Origin of the sequence: Peribacillus saganii, from assembly GCF_003429095.1 — a bacterium.
GTDB lineage: Bacteria > Bacillota > Bacilli > Bacillales > DSM-1321 > Peribacillus > Peribacillus saganii.
The window spans coordinates 16545-35203 of record NZ_QVTE01000020.1; the positions used below are offsets into that span (position 1 = coordinate 16545).

Sequence of the window (18659 nt, forward strand, 5' to 3'; positions counted from 1 at the left end):
CAAATTATTTTTGGAAAATGTACGGATGCAAAAGAAAGGAATCATGTTGTTTAAGTATCATCCGTGATTCTAAAAGCCAGTTAGGATACCCAAAAAAACTTCCTGAAATGACACAATCAGGAAGTTTTTGTTGTGTTAATTCCCATGCTTCTTTTATTGCCTTTTTGTGCTTCTGCTTCATTTTTTAAACCTCTCAGCAATGAGAAACACATGATGACCATAATAATGGCAAAAGGAAGAGCGGCTGCAATGGAAGCTGTTTGCAATACGTTCAAACCGCCAGCTGTAAGCAATACAGCGGCTAAAGCAGATTGAATGACCCCCCATGTCATTTTAATTTTGTTTGATGGGTTAAGTGTTCCGCCTTCACTTAACATTCCCAAAACAAAAGTTGCGGTATCGGCAACAGTTATGTAATAAATGGCTACCACGGCAAATCCTAAAATGCTTAATAGGGAGCTTAATGGAAGATAATCAAAGAAGATAAAAATAGACAAGGACACGTTTTCGGCTATATGTTTTGCCAAATCATGGTTTGCTTGGTTTTGAACAAGTTCCAGTGCCGAACCGCCAAATACGGACATCCAAAGACATGTTCCTATGGTAGGAAATATCAATACACCAATTACAAACTCCCTTACTGTTCTTCCTTTTGAAACCCGGGCAATAAACATGCCTACGAATGGCGCCCAGGCGATCCACCATGCCCAATAAAATAAGGTCCATGAGGCAATCCATTCTCCTTCCCCAAAGGGGTTTAGCCTTAAACTCATTTCTATAAAGTCACCAATATAGAGACCCATTGTATTAAAAAACACTTGAATAACAGTCAAGGCTGGACCCACAAGTAAAATCAGCAGCATAATGGCAATCGATAGGATAATTGCTGCGTTGGATAAGTATTTTATTCCTTTTTCCAAGCCTGTATTTATTGAGATAATAAATAGGACTGTTGCGACGCCAATGACGACCAGCTGCATAAATAACGTATTAGGGATGCCGAATATGTCATGCATTCCAGCGGTAACCTGCATTGCCCCAAGTCCTAAAGAGGTTGCGATACCGAAGACTGTTGCAAAGATGGACAGGATATCAATTGTTTTTCCTATCGGTCCGTGGATTCTATCGCCTAAAACCGGATGAAACGCTGAACTGATGGCCGCGGGAAGCCTTTTGTTATATTGAAAAAATGCCAGGGCTAACCCAATAACAGTGTATATTGCCCATGGGTCCAGGCCCCAATGAAAAAAGGTGAATTTCATGGCAGTGTTGGCTGCATGGGCAGTATAAGCTTTTCCATAGGGAGGGGCTGTGTAGTGGGTTACAGGTTCAGCGACACTCCAGTATACAATCCCGATTCCCATCCCGGCCCCGAACAGCATTGCGAGCCAGGATCCGGTACTGAAATCGGGCTTATCCGTTTTCCTGCCGAGCCGGATATTACCATATTTTGAAAACAATAAATAAATGGAGAATATCACGAAGAATAAGGTAGCGCCAAGATATACCCATCCAAGGTAATCAATCGAGGCATTATACACAGCATTGGTCACTTTAGCGAGATTTTCCGTGAAGAAAACTCCCCATATAATAAAAATGAGAGTAAGCAATAATGAGATAATAAAAACACTATTTTCTTTCCATTTATTACTATCCATAGAAACCTCCTGGTGAAGTGGGAAATATTTTGTTGGTTTTATTAGACAACGCTTTATTAAGCAAGTAATAGCTTAACTATCAGAATTATCAAAGGGATTAAATTGAAATTCCCACTTATTAGTATCCATCAACTCTTCCTGCGACAGCCCTAAACCGCCTCCAAGATAAACGGTTTGCCCTTTGATTGCCACCACCATAGCTTCAAATAAACTATCACTTTCCTTATTTTTATAGATGTCTCCCAACTTTGCCGATAGTTCACCGTATGTAATTTGTCCCGCTTCATCGAAATTATCTTCTTCAATATTTGCCATGTCTTGATAATCGATAGGGCGGCCGTCAGGAGCCCGGCCAGGTACCATCAATAAATACTCATTATGCTTGATTCCGTCAGCGTCGCTTGTGATGATCCCATTTTTATCAACTTTTTCAACCACTTCAATGTCATTTAATGAATAATGATCCAGGGTATCGGGGTCAGGGTTGTTAATTAAAATATAATCTCCTGCTTCAGGCTTTCGATTATTTATGAGCGTATAAGCTTTATGATTGAAAATAAAGCTGTCAAGTTCCTTTGGAATGTATTTTTCCACACTTGCCGCATTGGTAATATGCTGCGATAAATCCCTCAGCTTCAAAAGATGGACAGATAGTTTATACATGTGCTTAACTCCATATACCTTGTGTAACTCATTGTTATAATATACAAATTGTCCTTTTCTTACTTGATACAGCTTCACAGCTAAAACTCCCTTCCCTTCTAGGTGTAAACAGGTTAAATAAAAGCTTTGGAATTGAAATGGATCTTTTTTCTTCTTTAGGATGCCTTTTTTTAGAGAGTCTATGTTAAGGATCATTGTTGATACTGGAACTTTGTTGAGGCTGTGAGACTCATCGAAAATCATCTGCATTATTCCGTGCGGTGTTTATTCGAGTAAGCCAATTCAATAAAGTGCCCATACACATTACAAGTAGGAAAGCATAATGGGAATTGTAGTGGTTGAAATTTGTGATGGCAGCCTGATTACAGAAATCCCGCTGGAAGAGATTTTGGAAAAAGAATACCCGGAAGTTGCTGTGGTAGAAAGCAGCTGCCTTTCCATCTGTGGAATGTGTGAGAATTCTTTTTTGAAATTTTCAGAGCTGCTTGCTAATTTGGATGCTGTACCTGAGGCAGTATGAACAGCTATAAGATTATTTTTCTGCAAAAGAGCTTTTCTCAACGAGGATGAAAAACGAGAGCTGCAGCTGATAGCATGCAATAGGATTATTGTCTTAGAGCCACCAATGGCTCTTTTTTGATTCCGATTAAGGATAAATTGGGCTTCAACCATGCCGGAGGAATTTTTATCAAAATGGACGCTATGTAATTTACGAATGGAAAAGGGATTGTTCATGCATAATATAGGAGCCCTGCACCATAAATAATTTGGACATATCTCATCATTTATGTAAACGTTAAATGATACATACATATTGATTGGAGTGGAAATATGTGAGTGAAGACCAGTTTAACTGTCATAATATAACCCAAAGAAAAGACGTAAATAAGGATGAATTGAGCAGCTATTTAAATGATGGCTGGACTTTATTAAAGATAACGGTAGGGGAACAAGATAAACCCTATACCGTTGGTTTAGATCAATCAAAATGAATGCGATATTTTGAGTCTAAAATTATGACGCTGGACGGGTTGCAACCTGGTCACAGATGGTTCAAAGAAGATGCCTCAATCCTTTTAAATAAGGGATGAGGCTTTTATTTTTTCCTTATTTATTTTTTTTATTGATATGAGATTAATGTGTGTTAGCTGATGTCCTTTTTTGAGTTAATAATCACATACCTTCATTGGCAATTGCTGCATTAGTATAAAAACTCGGAGGCCTTTCGGTTTGATGGTGCTTAGGATATAAAAAACGATTGGGAGTAAGTACAGTACCTTCTTAATGAATCAATTTAGAATGTACGGTATATTAAAATAAATTGAAATAAATAGGAAGAAGGAACTAAACATCCACTCTTCTTTCAAAATTAATTACGAAATTCAGGAGGGATTGTTAATGGAGATAGGGATCAGCACGTTTGTAGAAACAACACCGGACGTTAAAACGGGGGAAGTGATCAGCCATGCACAACGATTGCGTGAAGTAGTTGAGGAAATTGTGCTTGCCGATCAAGTAGGATTGGATGTATTTGGGGTAGGAGAGCATCATCGTCATGATTTCGCGGCATCCTCTCCGGCGGTTGTGCTGGCTGCAGCGGCTTCACAGACAAACCGGATCCGGCTGACGAGTGCGGTCACCGTACTTTCCTCTGCAGATCCAGTACGGGTATTCCAAGATTTTGCCACGCTTGACGGCATCTCGAATGGGCGCGCGGAGATCATGGCAGGGCGTGGTTCTTTCATTGAATCTTTTCCATTATTTGGCTATGATTTAAACGACTATAATGAGCTTTTTGAAGAGAAGCTGGAATTGCTGCTGAGATTACAAAAGTCCGAAACCGTATCCTGGTCCGGTAAACATCGCCCGGACATTAACAATCTTGGTGTCTATCCGCGTCCGGTGCAAGATCCATTGCCTGTATGGATCGGGAGCGGGGGCAATAGTCAATCGGTCATTCGCGCAGGACTGCTGGGGCTGCCGCTTGTTTTGGCGATCATAGGAGGTCGCCCAGTCCAGTTCGCTCCACTTGTCCAGCTATATAAACAAGCGGCGGCTAAGGCTGGTCATGACGTATCCAAATTGCCGGTTGCGTCCCATTCGCATGGATTCATTGCAGAGGATAATGAGACGGCGGCAGATAAATTTTTCCCGCCTACTCAACAAGTCATGAATGTTCTTGGAAGGGAGCGGGGGTGGGGCCATTACGACCGGGCAGCATTCGATGCGGCACGAAGCTTTGAAGGTGCACTATATGTGGGGGATCCGGAAACAGTGGCCAAAAAGATCATTCACCTCCGAATGAACGTAGGCATCACACGTTTTATGCTGCACGTACCGGTTGGTACAATGCCACATGCAGATGTGATGAAAGCCATCGAGCTGCTGGGGAAAGAAGTGGCCCCTATCGTTCGGGAAGAAATCGCCAAATGGGAAGCCTTGCAGTAAACCTAGCACTTACAACAGGACAATCTTTTCAAGTGAGATTTCTTGTAAATGGGTGACAATGAAACCTTAAAAAATAGCAGCGATCGCCCATGTTTGACGGAGCTGCTATTTTTTATTAATAAAGTGACTTGAAAAATGATTTTGTGGGAATAAATTTATTTTTTGGGCAGCTGGTGTTGAAGACTGAATTCGGCCGTATGAATCCGTAGCCCATGACATAATTGTAAACATGCCTTTCTCTTGTGCTTTCCACTCATAAGACCAAGAAACCCATTCATAAGCTGTTTTGCCATTGTAATTGGCCTTCGCATTTACCCATGTATGCCCATTATTTGTGCTAATTTCTACTTTTGTTATTGAGCCTTTATCGGTCCAGGCAATGCCTGTAATGACATGCTTGCCAGTATTTAAAATATCCATATTCAGCGGTTTTTGGATAGTCGAGTTTACATTTATTGCAGTAACAGGAAAAGCATCGTGGTCATTCTCTTGATTCGGATAATATACATAATCCTTTGATTGAAAGGGCCCCTTGAAAATTAGAACTTATAATACGTATTTGTTTAATCCATTTAACTGAGGCCATTGCGTACCACTGAGGAACTATTAAGCGCAGAGGATAACCATGCTTAAATGGAATTGACTGACCATTATATTCATAAGCAACAAGGGTATCAGGGTGAAGTGCTTTTTCAATTGGCAGACGCTTGCTGAAGGAATAAACCTTATCTAATTCGGTTTTTTGTCCACAATCATATCCTTCTACGACAACTTCTTTTGCCCCTCCTTTTATGCGAGCAAGTTGAAGTAATGTATATAAAGGAACGCCTTTCCAATATCCTTGGCTAATAGCACCCTTTCCCCATTGTTCCCCAAATACTTTAGGTTCAAAAAGTTCACGCTTGTCTCCGGAACATTCCAGGACAACTTTTAAAGTTTTTGATGGCAATTTTATATTTTGTTGCATGGAAAGAAGTATTGGCGTTGTGATCAATCCATTTATAGCCAGCCAAAAGTTTGAATAGGAAAGTGCAGGGTAAGAAAAGTGGTTTCGCCTAAAAAATAAATGGTTATGCACTCTATCAGCTTCGACAAACTGAATAGGTGTTTCCTGATTTTTAGGTTGTAAACGGCGTGTTATTAAATTGGGATTAACCGCATTTTGGTCAACCATATCTATCCCCCTAACTAGATAAAGTAAGTCATCAGTTATTTGTATGTTGTTTCTTTCAAATTAGGCTTTTTAAATTGAGCTGCATTTATTTTTTGCCTTTAAAGCATTAATGAACCGTACCCAAACTAGATGAGGTTTTTGGGTTGGAATTATTGGTGTTTGCTATTAAGTAATTTGGTTTCACACTCGGTACATGTGGAGTGCGTGTTGTTTGTTTTATAACTATTCTTAATATTTATAACCTTTTAAATAAAGATAATACTATTGTAATATATCGAAAACATCATTATAATACTATTTATCACAAAGACAGTTGTCTTTGTGGAGTGGAGTATAATGAAATGCTATCCATAAAAGAAATTGATCTTTTAGTAATGACTCGATTAGATTAGCCTTTGGAGAAACTTAGAAAGAGACACGAAGGAGAAAATGATAATAAAAGTCATCTATTATTCGATTATATCTATTTGTAATAGACTTAATTCTATCGAAGGGTTATGAGAAATGAATAGCTCAACTTTACGCAGTTTTTATCTTAAACTAGTGGGGGAACAACAATGAGAAGTATACTGAAAAAATGGAGTCGATTGAGTCTGGTAAAACAGATAATCGCAGGTTTGATTATTGGTATTATCCTGGCTGTATCGATCCCCGAAGCAGCAAAACCCGTAGTTATTTTCGGCTCGTTATTTGTAGGTGCTTTAAAAGCGATTGCACCTGTGTTGGTACTCTTCTTGGTTATGTCAGCCATCGCCCAACACAAGAGTGGTCACCAAACGAATATGAAATCCATTATGGTCCTATACCTTTTAGGAACTTTTTTAGCTGGATTAATTGCCGTTATTGTAAGCTTTATTTTTCCTGTAAGCTTAACACTTGCAGAGAGCGCTAAGGGTGTGACCCCTCCAGGCGGTGTTGTCGAGGTACTCAAATCACTGCTGCTGAATGTGGTTGATAACCCGGTTAATGCAATTGTTAATGCAAACTATATCGGTATTTTAGCTTGGGCGGTAATCCTTGGTTTAGCTTTAAGAAATGCCGCTGATTCGACAAAAACGATGATTGCTAATGTCTCAGATGCTGTTTCCAAAATGGTTTCATGGGTTATTATGTTTGCGCCATTAGGAATCATGGGTCTAGTATTTGATTCTATTACTTCAAATGGTATTGATGCGTTACTAAGCTATGGGAAATTACTTGCCGTTTTGATTGGCTGTATGGTTTTTGTGGCTCTTGTTGTCAATCCAATGCTTGTGTTTGTAGTCATCAGGCAAAATCCTTATCCGCTTGTTTTTAAATGTTTAAAGGAAAGCGGCATTACAGCATTCTTTACACGCAGCTCAGCTTCAAATATTCCTGTAAATATGAGATTATGTGAAAATCTAGGCTTGAGTAAGGATAGTTATTCAGTATCGATTCCATTAGGTGCAACCATCAATATGGCCGGTGCCGCTGTAACGATTTCTGTTTTGACGCTTGCAGCGGTCCATACACTTGGCATTCAAGTGGACCTTCCTACAGCGATACTTCTCAGCATAGTTTCAGCGATATGTGCTTGTGGTGCTTCAGGGGTGGCTGGCGGATCCTTATTACTGATTCCTCTTGCATGCAGCTTATTTGGAATCCCAGCGGATATTGCTATGCAGGTAGTTGGAGTAGGCTTTATCATAGGTGTATTACAAGACTCTTTTGAAACGGCACTTAATTCATCCACAGATGTACTCTTCACAGCCGCAGCTGAATTTAAAGAGTGGCGTAAAGAAGGAAAGAAATTAGATATCCACAAAGCAGCATAATGAAGAAAATCTTCTGTTCTGTGAATGAACTGCACCCCATTGATTACAATTGGAGGTGCAGTTTTTATGTACTTTAAAACAAGAATAAGTTGCTTTTTGAATATCCTAAAGGGATAGGTTCTTCTAGAAAACATTAGGATAAACATTTAGGACAAGTTCAAGAAAATACATCGTCATCCCACTTCTTAGCCAATTTTAAAAGTAACCAAGTAAACACTACGAATCCAATAACAATTGCCGCCATTACAATTATTTCCTTATTTATTAAATACCCCACTTTATTCCCCTCCTTTTTACTTAGTGTATCCAACTATTCATAAGTTTTTTCGTGACAGTTTTGATGAATGCACGTTATTAAACCAATAGTTAGCTTAACCGGATGTAACCAATATTTAAATTTGGCTGTTTTCAAAATCTTTGTCGTTTTGTAAAACAATCTTAAAAAATACGCCCTATAATTATTTTAGAAGGATGAAATTGTACATTTTATTACTGTTTCATTAAGAAAGGATGGTAATTATGTATATAAGCTATCAGAATCATCAAGGCGGAACCAATAATTTGGTTGTGGTAGAAAGCGATGGAGTAATTACTAAAAGCCTAAAAGGTAAAGAAACAGCCATAAAAACTCACAAGAGAAAATTAACAAGATTGCGGGCTAAACATAAGTGAACAATACGATGAAATTAACATTAATATTTTTTAGAATACTCGTTCTATATAGTATATTGTCAAGACGCCAATGCTGGCTTAAGGATATTTTTTGTGAAAATTTAACCAGCCCAAAACTTGTTTACTAGAATAATAAACGGGAATAATAGGGATATACCAAGGAGGGAATAATATGAGAAATTCAAAAAATAGTTTGTTAGGTATGGTAGCATTAGGAGCAGCGGCTTATATGTTTAGAAATAAGCAATCACGTGATAAAGTTATGAGTAAAGTATCATCAATTCTGCCACAGGATGCCCGTAATAAGGTGATGGATAAAGTCCGCTCATTTAAAGGTTCCAATACAGGTGCATCTCAAGTTAAGCATCATACTCCGGCTGAGTTCTCAGCGCCAAACAGTCAGGCATTATCCACTGCCGATACGATGAACGAGCAATCTGCAAGAGTACAGGAAACAAACAGCTCCGATAATATTAAAAAAGTCGAGGTCATGAAATAAAATCTGTGTCCACCCAGGATTCCAGATAAGGCCCTTCTCTATTCTAAATTCAAATCAAAGGCCTGTATCCGCCAGTAAGGTGGGTACGGGTTTTTTTCTTAATACATTTGGTCATCCGGTCTGGTCGCTGCGTACTGATTTTCAAATGTATTTCTACATATTGTACTGGAAACTGAACGCAAAATTAATGAAATTGGAGCGAAATATACGTTCTTTTTGTATAGAGCAAATAACAGGGTAAACGTTGTTGAGCTGATTTTAACGTATTTCTCTCAACGTATTTACATTTGCTATGTTTTGAAGTTAGAGGGACAACAAAATTTCATTGCAGGACAGGGAACCGATTCTTGATTTTATCCAATAAAGTTAGAAGGATATTAAAATATATCTGGGCCTTTAATTGCGTAATTCGATGCAAAACCTTCCATTTTTTGTCGAAAGATGGGTACATTCTGGAAATTACCGATATATTTTTAAAGTTGCTGATATATTTTCAAAGTGGCCGATATATTTTCAAAGTTGCTGATAAAATTCCGAAGTTGCCGATATAGAGGAGGGCTTCATTAGCGAAGCCGCACCATGTGAATTCAAATTGATGATTTCATTCAATAAGTTGACGAAAAGTCTGTGTTAGCTGCTGATAACCAATTATATTTTGTCAAAAAAGAAGAATTAATTAACCTATTTTGACGGAAGATTACATTCCATCCAAAAGAGCAGAAAAAGCACTTGTTTTAATGTGAAATTAAGCAAAAATCATCATAATTATGGCGATTCTTGAATGATTCAGCAGGAACATCGCGCTTCTTCGACTTCTGGTTAACAAGAGATAATAGGGGAAATACATGATAATAAAAGAAAACAGAGAGCCCTTTTGTAACCTTACTCCAAATGATTGAACTGATCTTATTCACTTGTAAAGAAGTAATCATAGCTGGCGATTAACATCTTTTTTATCGCCAGCACCTATATATGGTTGTACCAACTACAGGTAATTACTGAATTCTCCCGCCGTTCCATAAAGAAATAATCTGATGCTGCAATGATCAAAAGAGCGCACGTCAACTCCAAATCGGCACACAGCCCTTATACGGCTTTGGAAGCAAAATGGGACTGAGTGCATTTCCTTTCTTTGAGAGTTCGCTCAAGCGCCCATACCTTATAAACGTCCAATGCGTAGGAACAAGAGTTGCACTCAACAAAGTCGCCGATATTTTCATGTTGTAATGGTGTTAGTGTTTTTGGCACTGTCTGGTGTTTGAAATTGCTTTAGATAATAACCCTGCCAGAGTTCGATGTTCCTTTTATCACTTAGTTTACTTAGATTTAAAACTGTAAATTTTAAATCCATAAGGCGGAAGGGTCGCTTTAATCAGACTCTGATCGGGCTGAACTTTTTCATTACTCCATAGATCCAGCACGGTGTCACTGTTGACGGGAAGCTTAATGTTTAGATCCTTGTTGGAGTTGTTTAACACAAATATATACTTTGAATTTTCGTCCGTTTTTGTGTACACCAGATGATTCGTTTCATCATTTGCTTCAATAAAACTGATTTCGTTGCTCCGGAATGCCGGATGCTGTTTTCTTAGCTGAATCAATTTTTGTATTTCTTTAAACAAATCTCGGTCCTGTTTTTCCTCTTCCCAAACCATACATTTTCGGCAGCCCGGATCTTGGCCGCCGGTTAATCCCACTTCGTCACCGTAATAGATGCATGGTGTACCTGTATATGACATTTGAAAGACATGTAAGAGTATTACTTTCCCTTTATTGTCCCCGCAGACAGTCAATATTCTTGGGGTATCATGGCTGCCCAGCAAATTGAAGGAGACTTCATTTACGCTGTTCGGGTAAGAATGCTGAACGGTTGAAATCACATTTGTAAATTCAGAAACTTTTATTTTATCCTTGGCCAGATAATCAACGACAGCTGTTGTGAATGGGTAATTCATTACGGCGTCGAATTGGTCACCCTGGAGCCACGGCATGGAATCATGCCAGATTTCTCCGAGTATATAGGCGTCCGGTTTAATTTCCTTTACAGCCTTTCTGAATTCCTTCCAGAACTGATGATCCACTTCATTCGCCACATCGAGGCGCCAGCCGTCGATATTGAACTCGCGGACCCAATACCTTCCCACTTCAAGAAGATAATTCTTTACTTCAGGGTGTTCTGTGTTCAGTTTTGGCATGGTGTGAACAAACCCAAAGGTATCATAGTTAGGGATCGGTGTTGTTTCCAAAGGGAATCCATCAAGGTGATACCAATCCTTATATTTAGATTTTTCGCCATTCTCCAAGACATCCTGAAACTGCGGGAAGTAATAGCCGCTATGGTTAAAGACTGCATCCAGCATTACTTTTATCCCGTTTTGGTGGCAGGTCTCAACTAATTTTTTAAACAGTTCCTTATCACCGAACTGCGGATCGATCTCCATATAGTCGATGGTATCGTATTTGTGATTGGAATGCGCTTTAAAAATAGGGGTGAAGTAAATCCCGGTAATCCCTAGCTCAACTAGATGGCTGATATGGTTGATGACTCCTTGAAAGTCACCGCCGAAAAAATTATCAACTTCCGGTTCAGCGCTTCCCCAAGGCAACGTCCCTGGGGGATCAAGTTTCCTGTTTCCATTGGCGAATCGTTCGGGAAATATCTGATACCATACGGTTTCCTTAACCCAGGCCGGTGGTGTGAATACGTCAATTGGATTAATAAAAGGAAAGCAAAAATAATAGGCCGTATCATCAAGAGGCGCTTCTTCGAAAAACCCCTTTTCCGCGTAAACAAAGGTTTCATGGCCGTCCTTCATTTCAAAACCGTATCGCAGCCGTCTATAGGACGGTTTTACCGATGCAAACCAATAGTCGAATAGTTCATCCGAACCGGTAACAGTCATCGCAGTTCTTTCCGTTACCCAACTTCCATCCTTAAATTGGTAAGGATCTCCGTGAATTAGATCAACTGATTCCACATCATTTTTCTTAGTACGTAAACGGATGTGGATCGTTTCTTTGTCATATGCGTACGCATAATTATTTTTGGGTCTGTGGTAGAGAGCTTCTTTAAGCAAAGTTTTCACACTCCAAGTTAAGTTTCGGGAAAAAATAACCCAATCGAAAAGGAAGACGGTTGATAAAGCTATGTAATAAAAGTTCCGGAAGTTCTTTTCTGCTGGATTTAATTAACTAATTCACATATGTACCCTAATACCCATCATACATTTCATATCAAACCAATGACATTCTGGGATAAAATATGTATTGTGGAACTGTTTATGCTGCAAACTTACTTGTTTACCTCAATGTGACCTGGGAAAAGAATATTGCACGCTTTTATATAAAAAAATTTGCAAAAAAAGACTGGAGCTGAAAATTTAAATGAAATTAAAGACTGTTGAGCTGCATAATGGAACAATTGCCTATCAGGATGAGGGAAAAGGGAAACCAATCGTACTTCTTCATGGTTTTTGCGGAAGCAGCCGCTATTGGGACAAGGTAATCCCTAAGCTGTCAAACAACTTTCGTTTAATCGCCCCTGATCTCCCAGGGCATGGCGGGTCCTCTGTTACAGGCCATATTTCTTCTATTGAGGATATGGCCAATCATATAAAGGATTTTTTGGATTCCCTGAATGTTCAGGAAGTAACAATGTTCGGCCATTCAATGGGAGGATACATCACTCTTGAATTTGCAAAAAAGTACAGTGATCGTCTAAATGGATTTTCTCTAATACACTCTACTGCTTTTCCTGATACGGAGGAAGCAAAAGCGGCAAGGGAAGCAAATATAGCAAAAGTGGAACAGGTGGGAGTCCATCCCCTGATTGAAGGGCTGGTGCCGAAACTTTTTGCTCAGGAAAATCAGGATAAAAATGCTGACGAAGTTATAAAAACAAAAGAAATAGGCTATTTAACCTCTCCTATTGGCGCAACCACAGCGCTAAAAGCGATGAAGGATCGTCCGGACCTCAATAATGTTCTTGAAGCAACTTCACTGCCTGTGTTATTGATTGCCGGTGAAAAGGATCAAGTGATACCCCCTGAGAAAACCTTTTCTGTTACAAAAAGTAATATTTTGCAATCCTTAATTACTAATTCGGGCCATATGAGTATGTTTGAGGCACCTGGAAAGCTCATCTCTGAAATGGAGGAATTCCTTAAGGAAATTTAATACTTCAAAGATACCAAACAATAATACATTTAGCTGAAAACCTTTTCATGCAGGGTTCAGTTTTTTTAATCACCCCCTTTTTTCCTATCTTTTTTATTTATTATTTTCTCCTTGTAACTTCTTCCTTTTACGCGCGTCTAAGAAGTGAAGATCAAACATTGGAGGAGAAAAACACAATGAATGCGAAAAAATTGATGATTGCAGGGTTAGCAGTTACTTTATTAAATACACCTTTTTTACAAAATGCTGATACAGCTTTCGCCAAGGGACAGCCAGCTTCGAAAACACAAACAGCGCATTATAAATATGAATTATCATCAAAGCAGGCGATGCAAGTGGCCGCATTATTTGCGAAGTCTGCAAGCTATGTTCAGGCAGGCGGTTCTTATAAAACAGGAGAGTACAAAACTTTTAGCTACAAAGGAAAAACTTACCGCTACCTATCGTCAGCCATTGATACGAAAAAAGAATTAATGGCTTACTTACAGAAGTCGTTAACATCCGCAGCGGCCGAACAATTTATAAAGGCGCATGGCATTATTTCATACAAGGGAAAGCTGGCCCAAGTAAAAGCGGATGGCGGTTCGCTGCTGCAATGGAATAAGGCGACAGCTGAGTATGTAAAAACTAATAAAAATACAAAGATCTATCGGGTAACTGTACCGGTTGGCGACACGAAAGAAAAGGCCATATACCTGGTCGAATATCAATACGCAGCTAAGGTTGGCTGGAGAATAAGCAAGGAGCCTTATAAGGATCCATATACTGCAATAAATAGCAAGCTGGCAACCGATTTGGCAAGTATTTTCGCAAGGTCTGCAAGCTACGTGCAGGTTGGGGGGCATCATGGTCCAGGAGAATACAAAACGTTTCGGTATAAAGCAAAGACCTACCGTTATTTATCGAAGCCAATTGATACTAAGAAAGAATTATTGAGTTATTTGCAGAAGTCACTGACGCAATCAGCAGCCGAACAATTCATTAAATCCCGTGGCATCATTGAATACAAAGGAAAGCTGGCCCAAATAGAGGCCGATGGAGGTTCCATGCTGCAATGGGCGAAAGCTGCAGCAGAAATGGTGAAGGATGATAAAAATAAGAAGATATACCGCTTAATAGTTCCTGTAGGGGAAACGAACGAGAAGGAAGCATATTTAGTTGAGTATCAATATGCAGATAACATCGGCTGGAAAATAAGCAAGGAACCAACTCGTGATCATTATTCCGAGAATATCAGCAACCAAGCAGTTTATCGGGCTGCAGAATTTGCAAAGGCATCAAGCTATGTCCAGGCAGGAGGTGCACACAAACCGGGAGAGTATAAAACATTTGTTTATAATGGCAAAACGTATCGCTACCTATCAGGTGATATAGATAGTAAGAAAGAATTGATGGTGTATTTAATGAACACGCTAACGTACTCGGCTGCTGAACAGTTTTTCAAAAAGAGCGGGATCATTGAATATAACGGAAAGCTGGCGCAGCTGGAAGCAGATGGAGGATCGCTGCTGCAGTGGAATAAAGCAACGGCTGCTTTAATGAAGACTGAGAAAAACACAAAGTTTTACCGGCTTACGGTTCCTGTTGGGGAAACAAGTGAGAAGGCTGTGTTCATAGTAGAATATCAGTATGTTAACAATATCGGCTGGAGAATTAGTAAAGAGCCTTACCGGGATCTCGACATACCCGGCAACATGAATCCAGCGTTCATATTTTTTAAGTACTTGCTTGTAAATTCCAAAGTCTCGCAGGAGCAATTTATCTACCCTGATTCCTTTAATGTTGAGCAATTTAAAAAAGGAATCAAGAAATTGGAGATAAGGGAAGTTAAGGAACGGACAAGAAATAGCCTGCAGGCAGAATATACTGCTACTTTCTATGTGGAACTGGAAAGCGGATATAAAGGAACACTTAAAAATGGCAATAATCAAATGTTCTTCGTAATTCAGCCTACAGGTGAAATGGTGTTTAAAATTGCCGCGGCAAAAGATATGCCCAGCTTGTAAAAAAGTACATTGAATGACTTTTGCTTTCGATTAAAGATTTATTTTGCTATGTAAAAAGGACTTTCATATACGAAAGTCCTATTTAAATTGAGGAAAAAGGGCAATGAATATAAAGATACAACTCTAGTCTCACAGAATCCGGACGAGTTAAAAATGAGGTGAATTTGTGTATTTAACAATAGATGGGATTCAAAAGAGCTTTTTTAATGAAAAGAAGGAAAAAGTGAAGGTGCTTGATAACATAAACCTTGATGTTGAGAAAGGCAGCTTTGTATCGATTGTCGGCCCTTCAGGGTGCGGAATTGACTAAGCCTTTAATGTCGTTGTTTGGGATATAGCCCGAAAGAGAGCTGATTTTATTATCGATATCCAAGTAACTACAAAATTAAAATACTAAAGCCAGTAATTAGGTGTTTGAAGTCATAGAGAACTACGTTTGTTACCATTACACTAAAAGAGTTAGATAATATGAGTACAATTATTGAAGTAAAAGAATCAGGTTTGAAAGAAGATGATCCTCAAATAGTAAACAAAATGATGGGAGAAAAAGAAGGTTTGGTATATATGCTATCTTGTTTAAAAGCTTATCTGGAAAATGGCGTTACTAATTCGAGGGCATCATTAATTCATAAGTTACTTAATTTCAAGTCAAAAAAAGCCCGGTTCAGCAATCACATTAGGATGCTGAATCGGGCTCTTTATTTTAGATTATGCGTTTGTGTTCTTCTTTACATCAACTTCTTTTTTATCTTCTAGCGTAAATTCTTCTGTTACGTCATCTACAATGTCTTTAGTAGAACGTTTGAATTCTTTAAGGGTTTGTCCTACTGCACGGCCTAGCTGAGGCAGTTTGGCAGGTCCGAAAACGATTAATGCCAGAATCAGGATCAATATAAGTCCAGGTACTCCGATATTAGCCATATTTTTTCCCTCCTTAGGGTTTTATACTAGTGATCCGCCTTGCTTCAAGTATTTTTCGATACCTTCAGCAGCACGGTAAGCCAGTGCACCAACTGTATTTGTTGGGTTATAGCCTGAGTTGTGAGGGAACGCAGAAGCTCCTGGAACGAATACATTTTCACAATCCCACATTTGAAGATAGCTGTTTAACACGCTTGTTTCAGGGCTGGCACCCATGATAACTCCGCCTGTGTTATGGGTAGATTGATAGTTGCGGATATCGTAATCCTTAATATCGTCTCCGCCTTTAAGGACGTGAGTTGCACCCATTTCTTTCATGACTTCTTCTGACTTGTCTCCCAAGAACTTCTGAAGCTTGCGATCCTGGTCTTTCCAGTTGAAAGTCATGCGCAATAATGGATCGCCGAACGCATCTTTATAGGTAGGGTCCAAATCAATGTAATTATCCTGGAAAGGCAAGCTTGCACCCTGTGCAGCCAGGATAAGGTTTCTGTTGGCATAGAAAGTAGATTTTTCTTTAAATTCTTTACCCCAGGTTGGAGTGCCAGGCGGAACCCAGTTGTTCGCAATCGGACGGTCGCCAAGATGGGTAATATGCATAGTACCACCATGCAAGAAATCAAGATTCGTATGGTCGAAGAAGTCGCCATTGAAATCGTCGATTTGCGCTCCTAGTGCACCAGCACCGCCATATAAATTGAATTCTTTATCATCAAAGAATCCTCTTGCGCGGCCAAGGTATGTTTGATAAGCATAGTTCTTACCAACAACACCTGTTCCAGTTTTCGGATCATATGGTTTACCTAATTGAGAGTTTAGCAGGATTTTAATATTGTTCATCTGATAGGCTGATACAATGACAACCTCTGCAGGCTGGATAAATTCTTCACCAGTACGTGTATCAACGTAAAGAACACCAGTGGCGCGGCCATTCTTATGAAGCACTTTACGTACAACAGAGTGAGTGCGAACTTCGAAATTGCCTGTTTTCTTTGCAACTGGAAGAACGGTTACAACCGGAGAAGCCTTCGCGCCATATTCACAGCCAAAACGTTCACAGAATCCGCAGTATTGGCAAGCGCCACGAGAGATTCCATCAGGATTTGTATAATTCTCTGATAGGTTGGCTGATGGCATATGATATGGATGGTAGCCTAATTTTTTTGCTGCTTCTTTAAACAGCTTGGTAACCGGTGTTTCAATCATCGGTGGAGTTGGATATTTAATTTGCGGCGCACCTGGCAATGGGTTTGCCTCACCAGATAGACCTGCCATAGCATCAAATTTATCAAAATAAGGTGCCATTTCATCATAGGTGATACCCCAGTCCTGCAGTTGCATTCCAGCTGGGATTTTATCTTTTCCGTAGCGTTCTACGGTTTTACTATAAATTTCAAAATCGTATGGCAGGAAGCGGAATGTCTGGCCATTCCAGTGCATCCCTGAACCGCCGACACCGTCACCAATCAGGAAAGAACCCCATTCACGGTATGGAAGAGCACGCTTCTTCATATCATGACGGAAAGTAATTGTTTCCTTTGACATATCCTGCATCATTTCTTTACGTTCAGCGTATCGAAGCTCATCGTGAGCCATGAAATAATCTTCGGTTGAGCGTTCTTTTCCGCGCTCAATACCAACTACTTTATAACCCTTTTTAGTCAGCTCAGCAGCAATGATTCCTCCGACCCAGCCTACACCGACTGTGACTATATCTGTTTTTGGCAATGTTTTAGCCATGTATTTTCACCCTTTATATTAATGATTGTGTTGCGAATTCAAAGCCTTTGGTGCAATTGCAACAAACTTGTCTTCTTCTAAATTTGTATATGAACCCTGATGTCCCGGGAAGTTCTTCATCTTCCAGCCAGCCATATCTTTATTGCCGCCATACATCGGATCTGCGTAAGCGCCTTCCAGTGTTACCTTGCGAAGTAATGTAAAGAAGAACTTGGATGAAACCGAGCCGCTCATCTTGACCTTATCAGCTTCAAAATCTGTTAAAATGGCAACTTGCTCTTCTTCATTTAACTCAAAGAATCGTTTTTTATTACGTTTTTGTGCTTCAGACTCTAGTGCAACTATTCCAAGGTCAAATACTTCTTGGCGCTTCAAGTGATGTTGATAGCCTTGCTCAGGCACAGCTTCACCAGGATAGAATGGTCCTGTATGATATTCCTTTGTATTTAATCCAAAGCTGCCAGCCATCTGGTGGTCAATATAATAGGCTACTAATAGTTCTTTCGCTCCGGGGCCAGATTCAGTTTTCGGGAAAATAGCTTCTGCAGCTGCATCAACTACTTTGAATTGATCCGGTGTGAAATACATTAGGGCTTGATTATGATTTGACGCCTCCATTACATGACCAGCTGCAGGCGCTGAAGCCGGTGCTGCAGGCTTTTTATTCAATAAACCGCCAAGTGCTCCACCAAGAACAAGCCCGCCAACAGTCAAACCGGAATTCCGGATAAAGGTACGTCTTGTCATATTTTTTTCTTTTGGTGCTGTTTCTTTTTCAGACAATGATAACTCCTCCATCTATGTTCGTTTGAAAAACTCTAAAAATACTTAAAGAGGGACATTAGAAAGCAGGTTAGGTAATTAAGGGAAGGAAGAGGCTCCTCCGTTAAAGCTGTATTATTACAG

The 18659-nt window shown here is 39.6% G+C and carries 16 protein-coding genes and 1 pseudogene; 9 read left to right on the forward strand and 8 right to left on the reverse strand.

The annotated features are described in order from the left end of the window. Positions 1-116: 116 nt before the first annotated feature. Both D0469_RS08545 and D0469_RS08550 read right to left on the reverse strand, forming a co-directional pair. Complete coding sequence (locus D0469_RS08545) at positions 117-1658, reverse strand: glycine betaine uptake BCCT transporter (RefSeq protein WP_117326330.1); 1542 nt, start codon at positions 1656-1658, stop codon at positions 117-119. Positions 1659-1730: 72 nt separating this feature from the next. Continuing rightward, on the reverse strand, positions 1731-2399 hold the full coding sequence (locus tag D0469_RS08550) for a hypothetical protein (RefSeq protein WP_117326352.1): 669 nt from the start codon (positions 2397-2399) through the stop codon (positions 1731-1733). Positions 2400-2643: 244 nt separating this feature from the next. On the opposite strand from D0469_RS08550, the gene D0469_RS08555 reads away from it, so the two are divergent. From D0469_RS08555 to D0469_RS08560, 3 genes are all read left to right on the forward strand, one after another. Continuing rightward, positions 2644-2841, forward strand: a complete 198-nt coding sequence (locus D0469_RS08555; RefSeq protein ID WP_117326331.1) for a DUF1450 domain-containing protein — start codon at positions 2644-2646, stop codon at positions 2839-2841. 313 nt (positions 2842-3154) lie between these two features. Continuing rightward, on the forward strand, positions 3155-3313 hold the full coding sequence (locus tag D0469_RS21045) for a hypothetical protein (protein WP_158553395.1): 159 nt from the start codon (positions 3155-3157) through the stop codon (positions 3311-3313). A 406-nt stretch (positions 3314-3719) separates the two neighbouring features. Beyond that, positions 3720-4769 (forward strand): LLM class flavin-dependent oxidoreductase, encoded by a 1050-nt coding sequence (locus D0469_RS08560; protein WP_117326332.1) that lies wholly within the window; start codon positions 3720-3722, stop codon positions 4767-4769. A gap of 105 nt (positions 4770-4874) precedes the next feature. On the opposite strand, the gene D0469_RS08565 is transcribed toward D0469_RS08560, so the two are convergent. Further along, positions 4875-5189 (reverse strand): molybdopterin-binding protein, encoded by a 315-nt coding sequence (locus tag D0469_RS08565; protein ID WP_117326333.1) that lies wholly within the window; start codon positions 5187-5189, stop codon positions 4875-4877. Between the two features lie 61 nt (positions 5190-5250). Then, the gene (locus D0469_RS08570; RefSeq protein WP_117326334.1) at positions 5251-5943 is read right to left on the reverse strand and encodes a molybdopterin-dependent oxidoreductase; all 693 of its coding nucleotides are present in this window, start codon (positions 5941-5943) and stop codon (positions 5251-5253) included. A gap of 557 nt (positions 5944-6500) precedes the next feature. Between D0469_RS08570 and sstT the strand changes: the two genes are divergently transcribed. After that, positions 6501-7739, forward strand: a complete 1239-nt coding sequence (gene sstT, locus D0469_RS08575) for a serine/threonine transporter SstT (RefSeq protein ID WP_117326335.1) — start codon at positions 6501-6503, stop codon at positions 7737-7739. 844 nt (positions 7740-8583) lie between these two features. Further along, the gene (locus D0469_RS08580; protein WP_117326336.1) at positions 8584-8910 is read left to right on the forward strand and encodes a hypothetical protein; all 327 of its coding nucleotides are present in this window, start codon (positions 8584-8586) and stop codon (positions 8908-8910) included. 1316 nt (positions 8911-10226) lie between these two features. On the opposite strand, the gene D0469_RS08585 is transcribed toward D0469_RS08580, so the two are convergent. Next, a complete protein-coding gene (locus D0469_RS08585; protein WP_117326337.1) occupies positions 10227-11987 on the reverse strand; it encodes an alpha-glycosidase in 1761 nt (586 codons plus the stop codon). 307 nt (positions 11988-12294) lie between these two features. Here D0469_RS08585 and D0469_RS08590 point away from each other — a divergent pair, with 307 nt between their 5' ends. The 4 genes and pseudogenes from D0469_RS08590 to D0469_RS21585 all read left to right on the forward strand — a co-directional run. Then, on the forward strand, positions 12295-13086 hold the full coding sequence (locus tag D0469_RS08590) for an alpha/beta fold hydrolase (RefSeq protein ID WP_117326338.1): 792 nt from the start codon (positions 12295-12297) through the stop codon (positions 13084-13086). Between the two features lie 176 nt (positions 13087-13262). Then, complete coding sequence (locus D0469_RS08595; RefSeq protein WP_158553396.1) at positions 13263-15092, forward strand: DL-endopeptidase inhibitor IseA family protein; 1830 nt, start codon at positions 13263-13265, stop codon at positions 15090-15092. A 166-nt stretch (positions 15093-15258) separates the two neighbouring features. Continuing rightward, on the forward strand, positions 15259-15402 hold the full coding sequence (locus D0469_RS08600; protein WP_233522992.1) for a hypothetical protein: 144 nt from the start codon (positions 15259-15261) through the stop codon (positions 15400-15402). Between the two features lie 122 nt (positions 15403-15524). After that, a pseudogene (locus D0469_RS21585) lies at positions 15525-15722 on the forward strand (hypothetical protein); the annotation flags it as partial. 78 nt (positions 15723-15800) lie between these two features. Here D0469_RS21585 and tatA read toward each other — a convergent pair. The 3 genes from tatA to D0469_RS08620 are packed head-to-tail and all read right to left on the reverse strand — an operon-like array spanning position 15801 to position 18536. Then, positions 15801-16013: a twin-arginine translocase TatA/TatE family subunit gene (gene tatA / locus D0469_RS08610; RefSeq protein WP_117326340.1), complete on the reverse strand. Its 213-nt coding sequence runs from the start codon at positions 16011-16013 to the stop codon at positions 15801-15803. A 21-nt stretch (positions 16014-16034) separates the two neighbouring features. After that, positions 16035-17753 carry a GMC family oxidoreductase gene (locus D0469_RS08615; RefSeq protein ID WP_117326341.1) on the reverse strand — a complete coding sequence of 573 codons (1719 nt, stop codon included), beginning with the start codon at positions 17751-17753 and terminating at the stop codon, positions 16035-16037. Positions 17754-17771: 18 nt separating this feature from the next. Continuing rightward, on the reverse strand, positions 17772-18536 hold the full coding sequence (locus D0469_RS08620; protein ID WP_233522993.1) for a gluconate 2-dehydrogenase subunit 3 family protein: 765 nt from the start codon (positions 18534-18536) through the stop codon (positions 17772-17774). Positions 18537-18659: the final 123 nt, after the last annotated feature.

Excerpts from the sequence above, each read along its gene's own strand:
- D0469_RS08595 (WP_158553396.1), top strand. The coding sequence starts at position 13,263 with ATGAATGCGAAAAAATTGATGATTGCAGGGTTAGCAGTTACTTTATTA.
- D0469_RS08565 (WP_117326333.1), bottom strand. The coding sequence starts at position 5,189 with ATGGATATTTTAAATACTGGCAAGCATGTCATTACAGGCATTGCCTGG.
- D0469_RS08590 (WP_117326338.1), top strand. The coding sequence starts at position 12,295 with ATGAAATTAAAGACTGTTGAGCTGCATAATGGAACAATTGCCTATCAG.
- D0469_RS08580 (WP_117326336.1), top strand. The coding sequence starts at position 8,584 with ATGAGAAATTCAAAAAATAGTTTGTTAGGTATGGTAGCATTAGGAGCA.
- D0469_RS08555 (WP_117326331.1), top strand. The coding sequence starts at position 2,644 with ATGGGAATTGTAGTGGTTGAAATTTGTGATGGCAGCCTGATTACAGAA.
- D0469_RS08615 (WP_117326341.1), bottom strand. The coding sequence starts at position 17,753 with ATGGCTAAAACATTGCCAAAAACAGATATAGTCACAGTCGGTGTAGGC.
- tatA (WP_117326340.1), bottom strand. The coding sequence starts at position 16,013 with ATGGCTAATATCGGAGTACCTGGACTTATATTGATCCTGATTCTGGCA.
- D0469_RS08545 (WP_117326330.1), bottom strand. The coding sequence starts at position 1,658 with ATGGATAGTAATAAATGGAAAGAAAATAGTGTTTTTATTATCTCATTA.
- D0469_RS08570 (WP_117326334.1), bottom strand. The coding sequence starts at position 5,943 with ATGGTTGACCAAAATGCGGTTAATCCCAATTTAATAACACGCCGTTTA.
- sstT (WP_117326335.1), top strand. The coding sequence starts at position 6,501 with ATGAGAAGTATACTGAAAAAATGGAGTCGATTGAGTCTGGTAAAACAG.
- D0469_RS08560 (WP_117326332.1), top strand. The coding sequence starts at position 3,720 with ATGGAGATAGGGATCAGCACGTTTGTAGAAACAACACCGGACGTTAAA.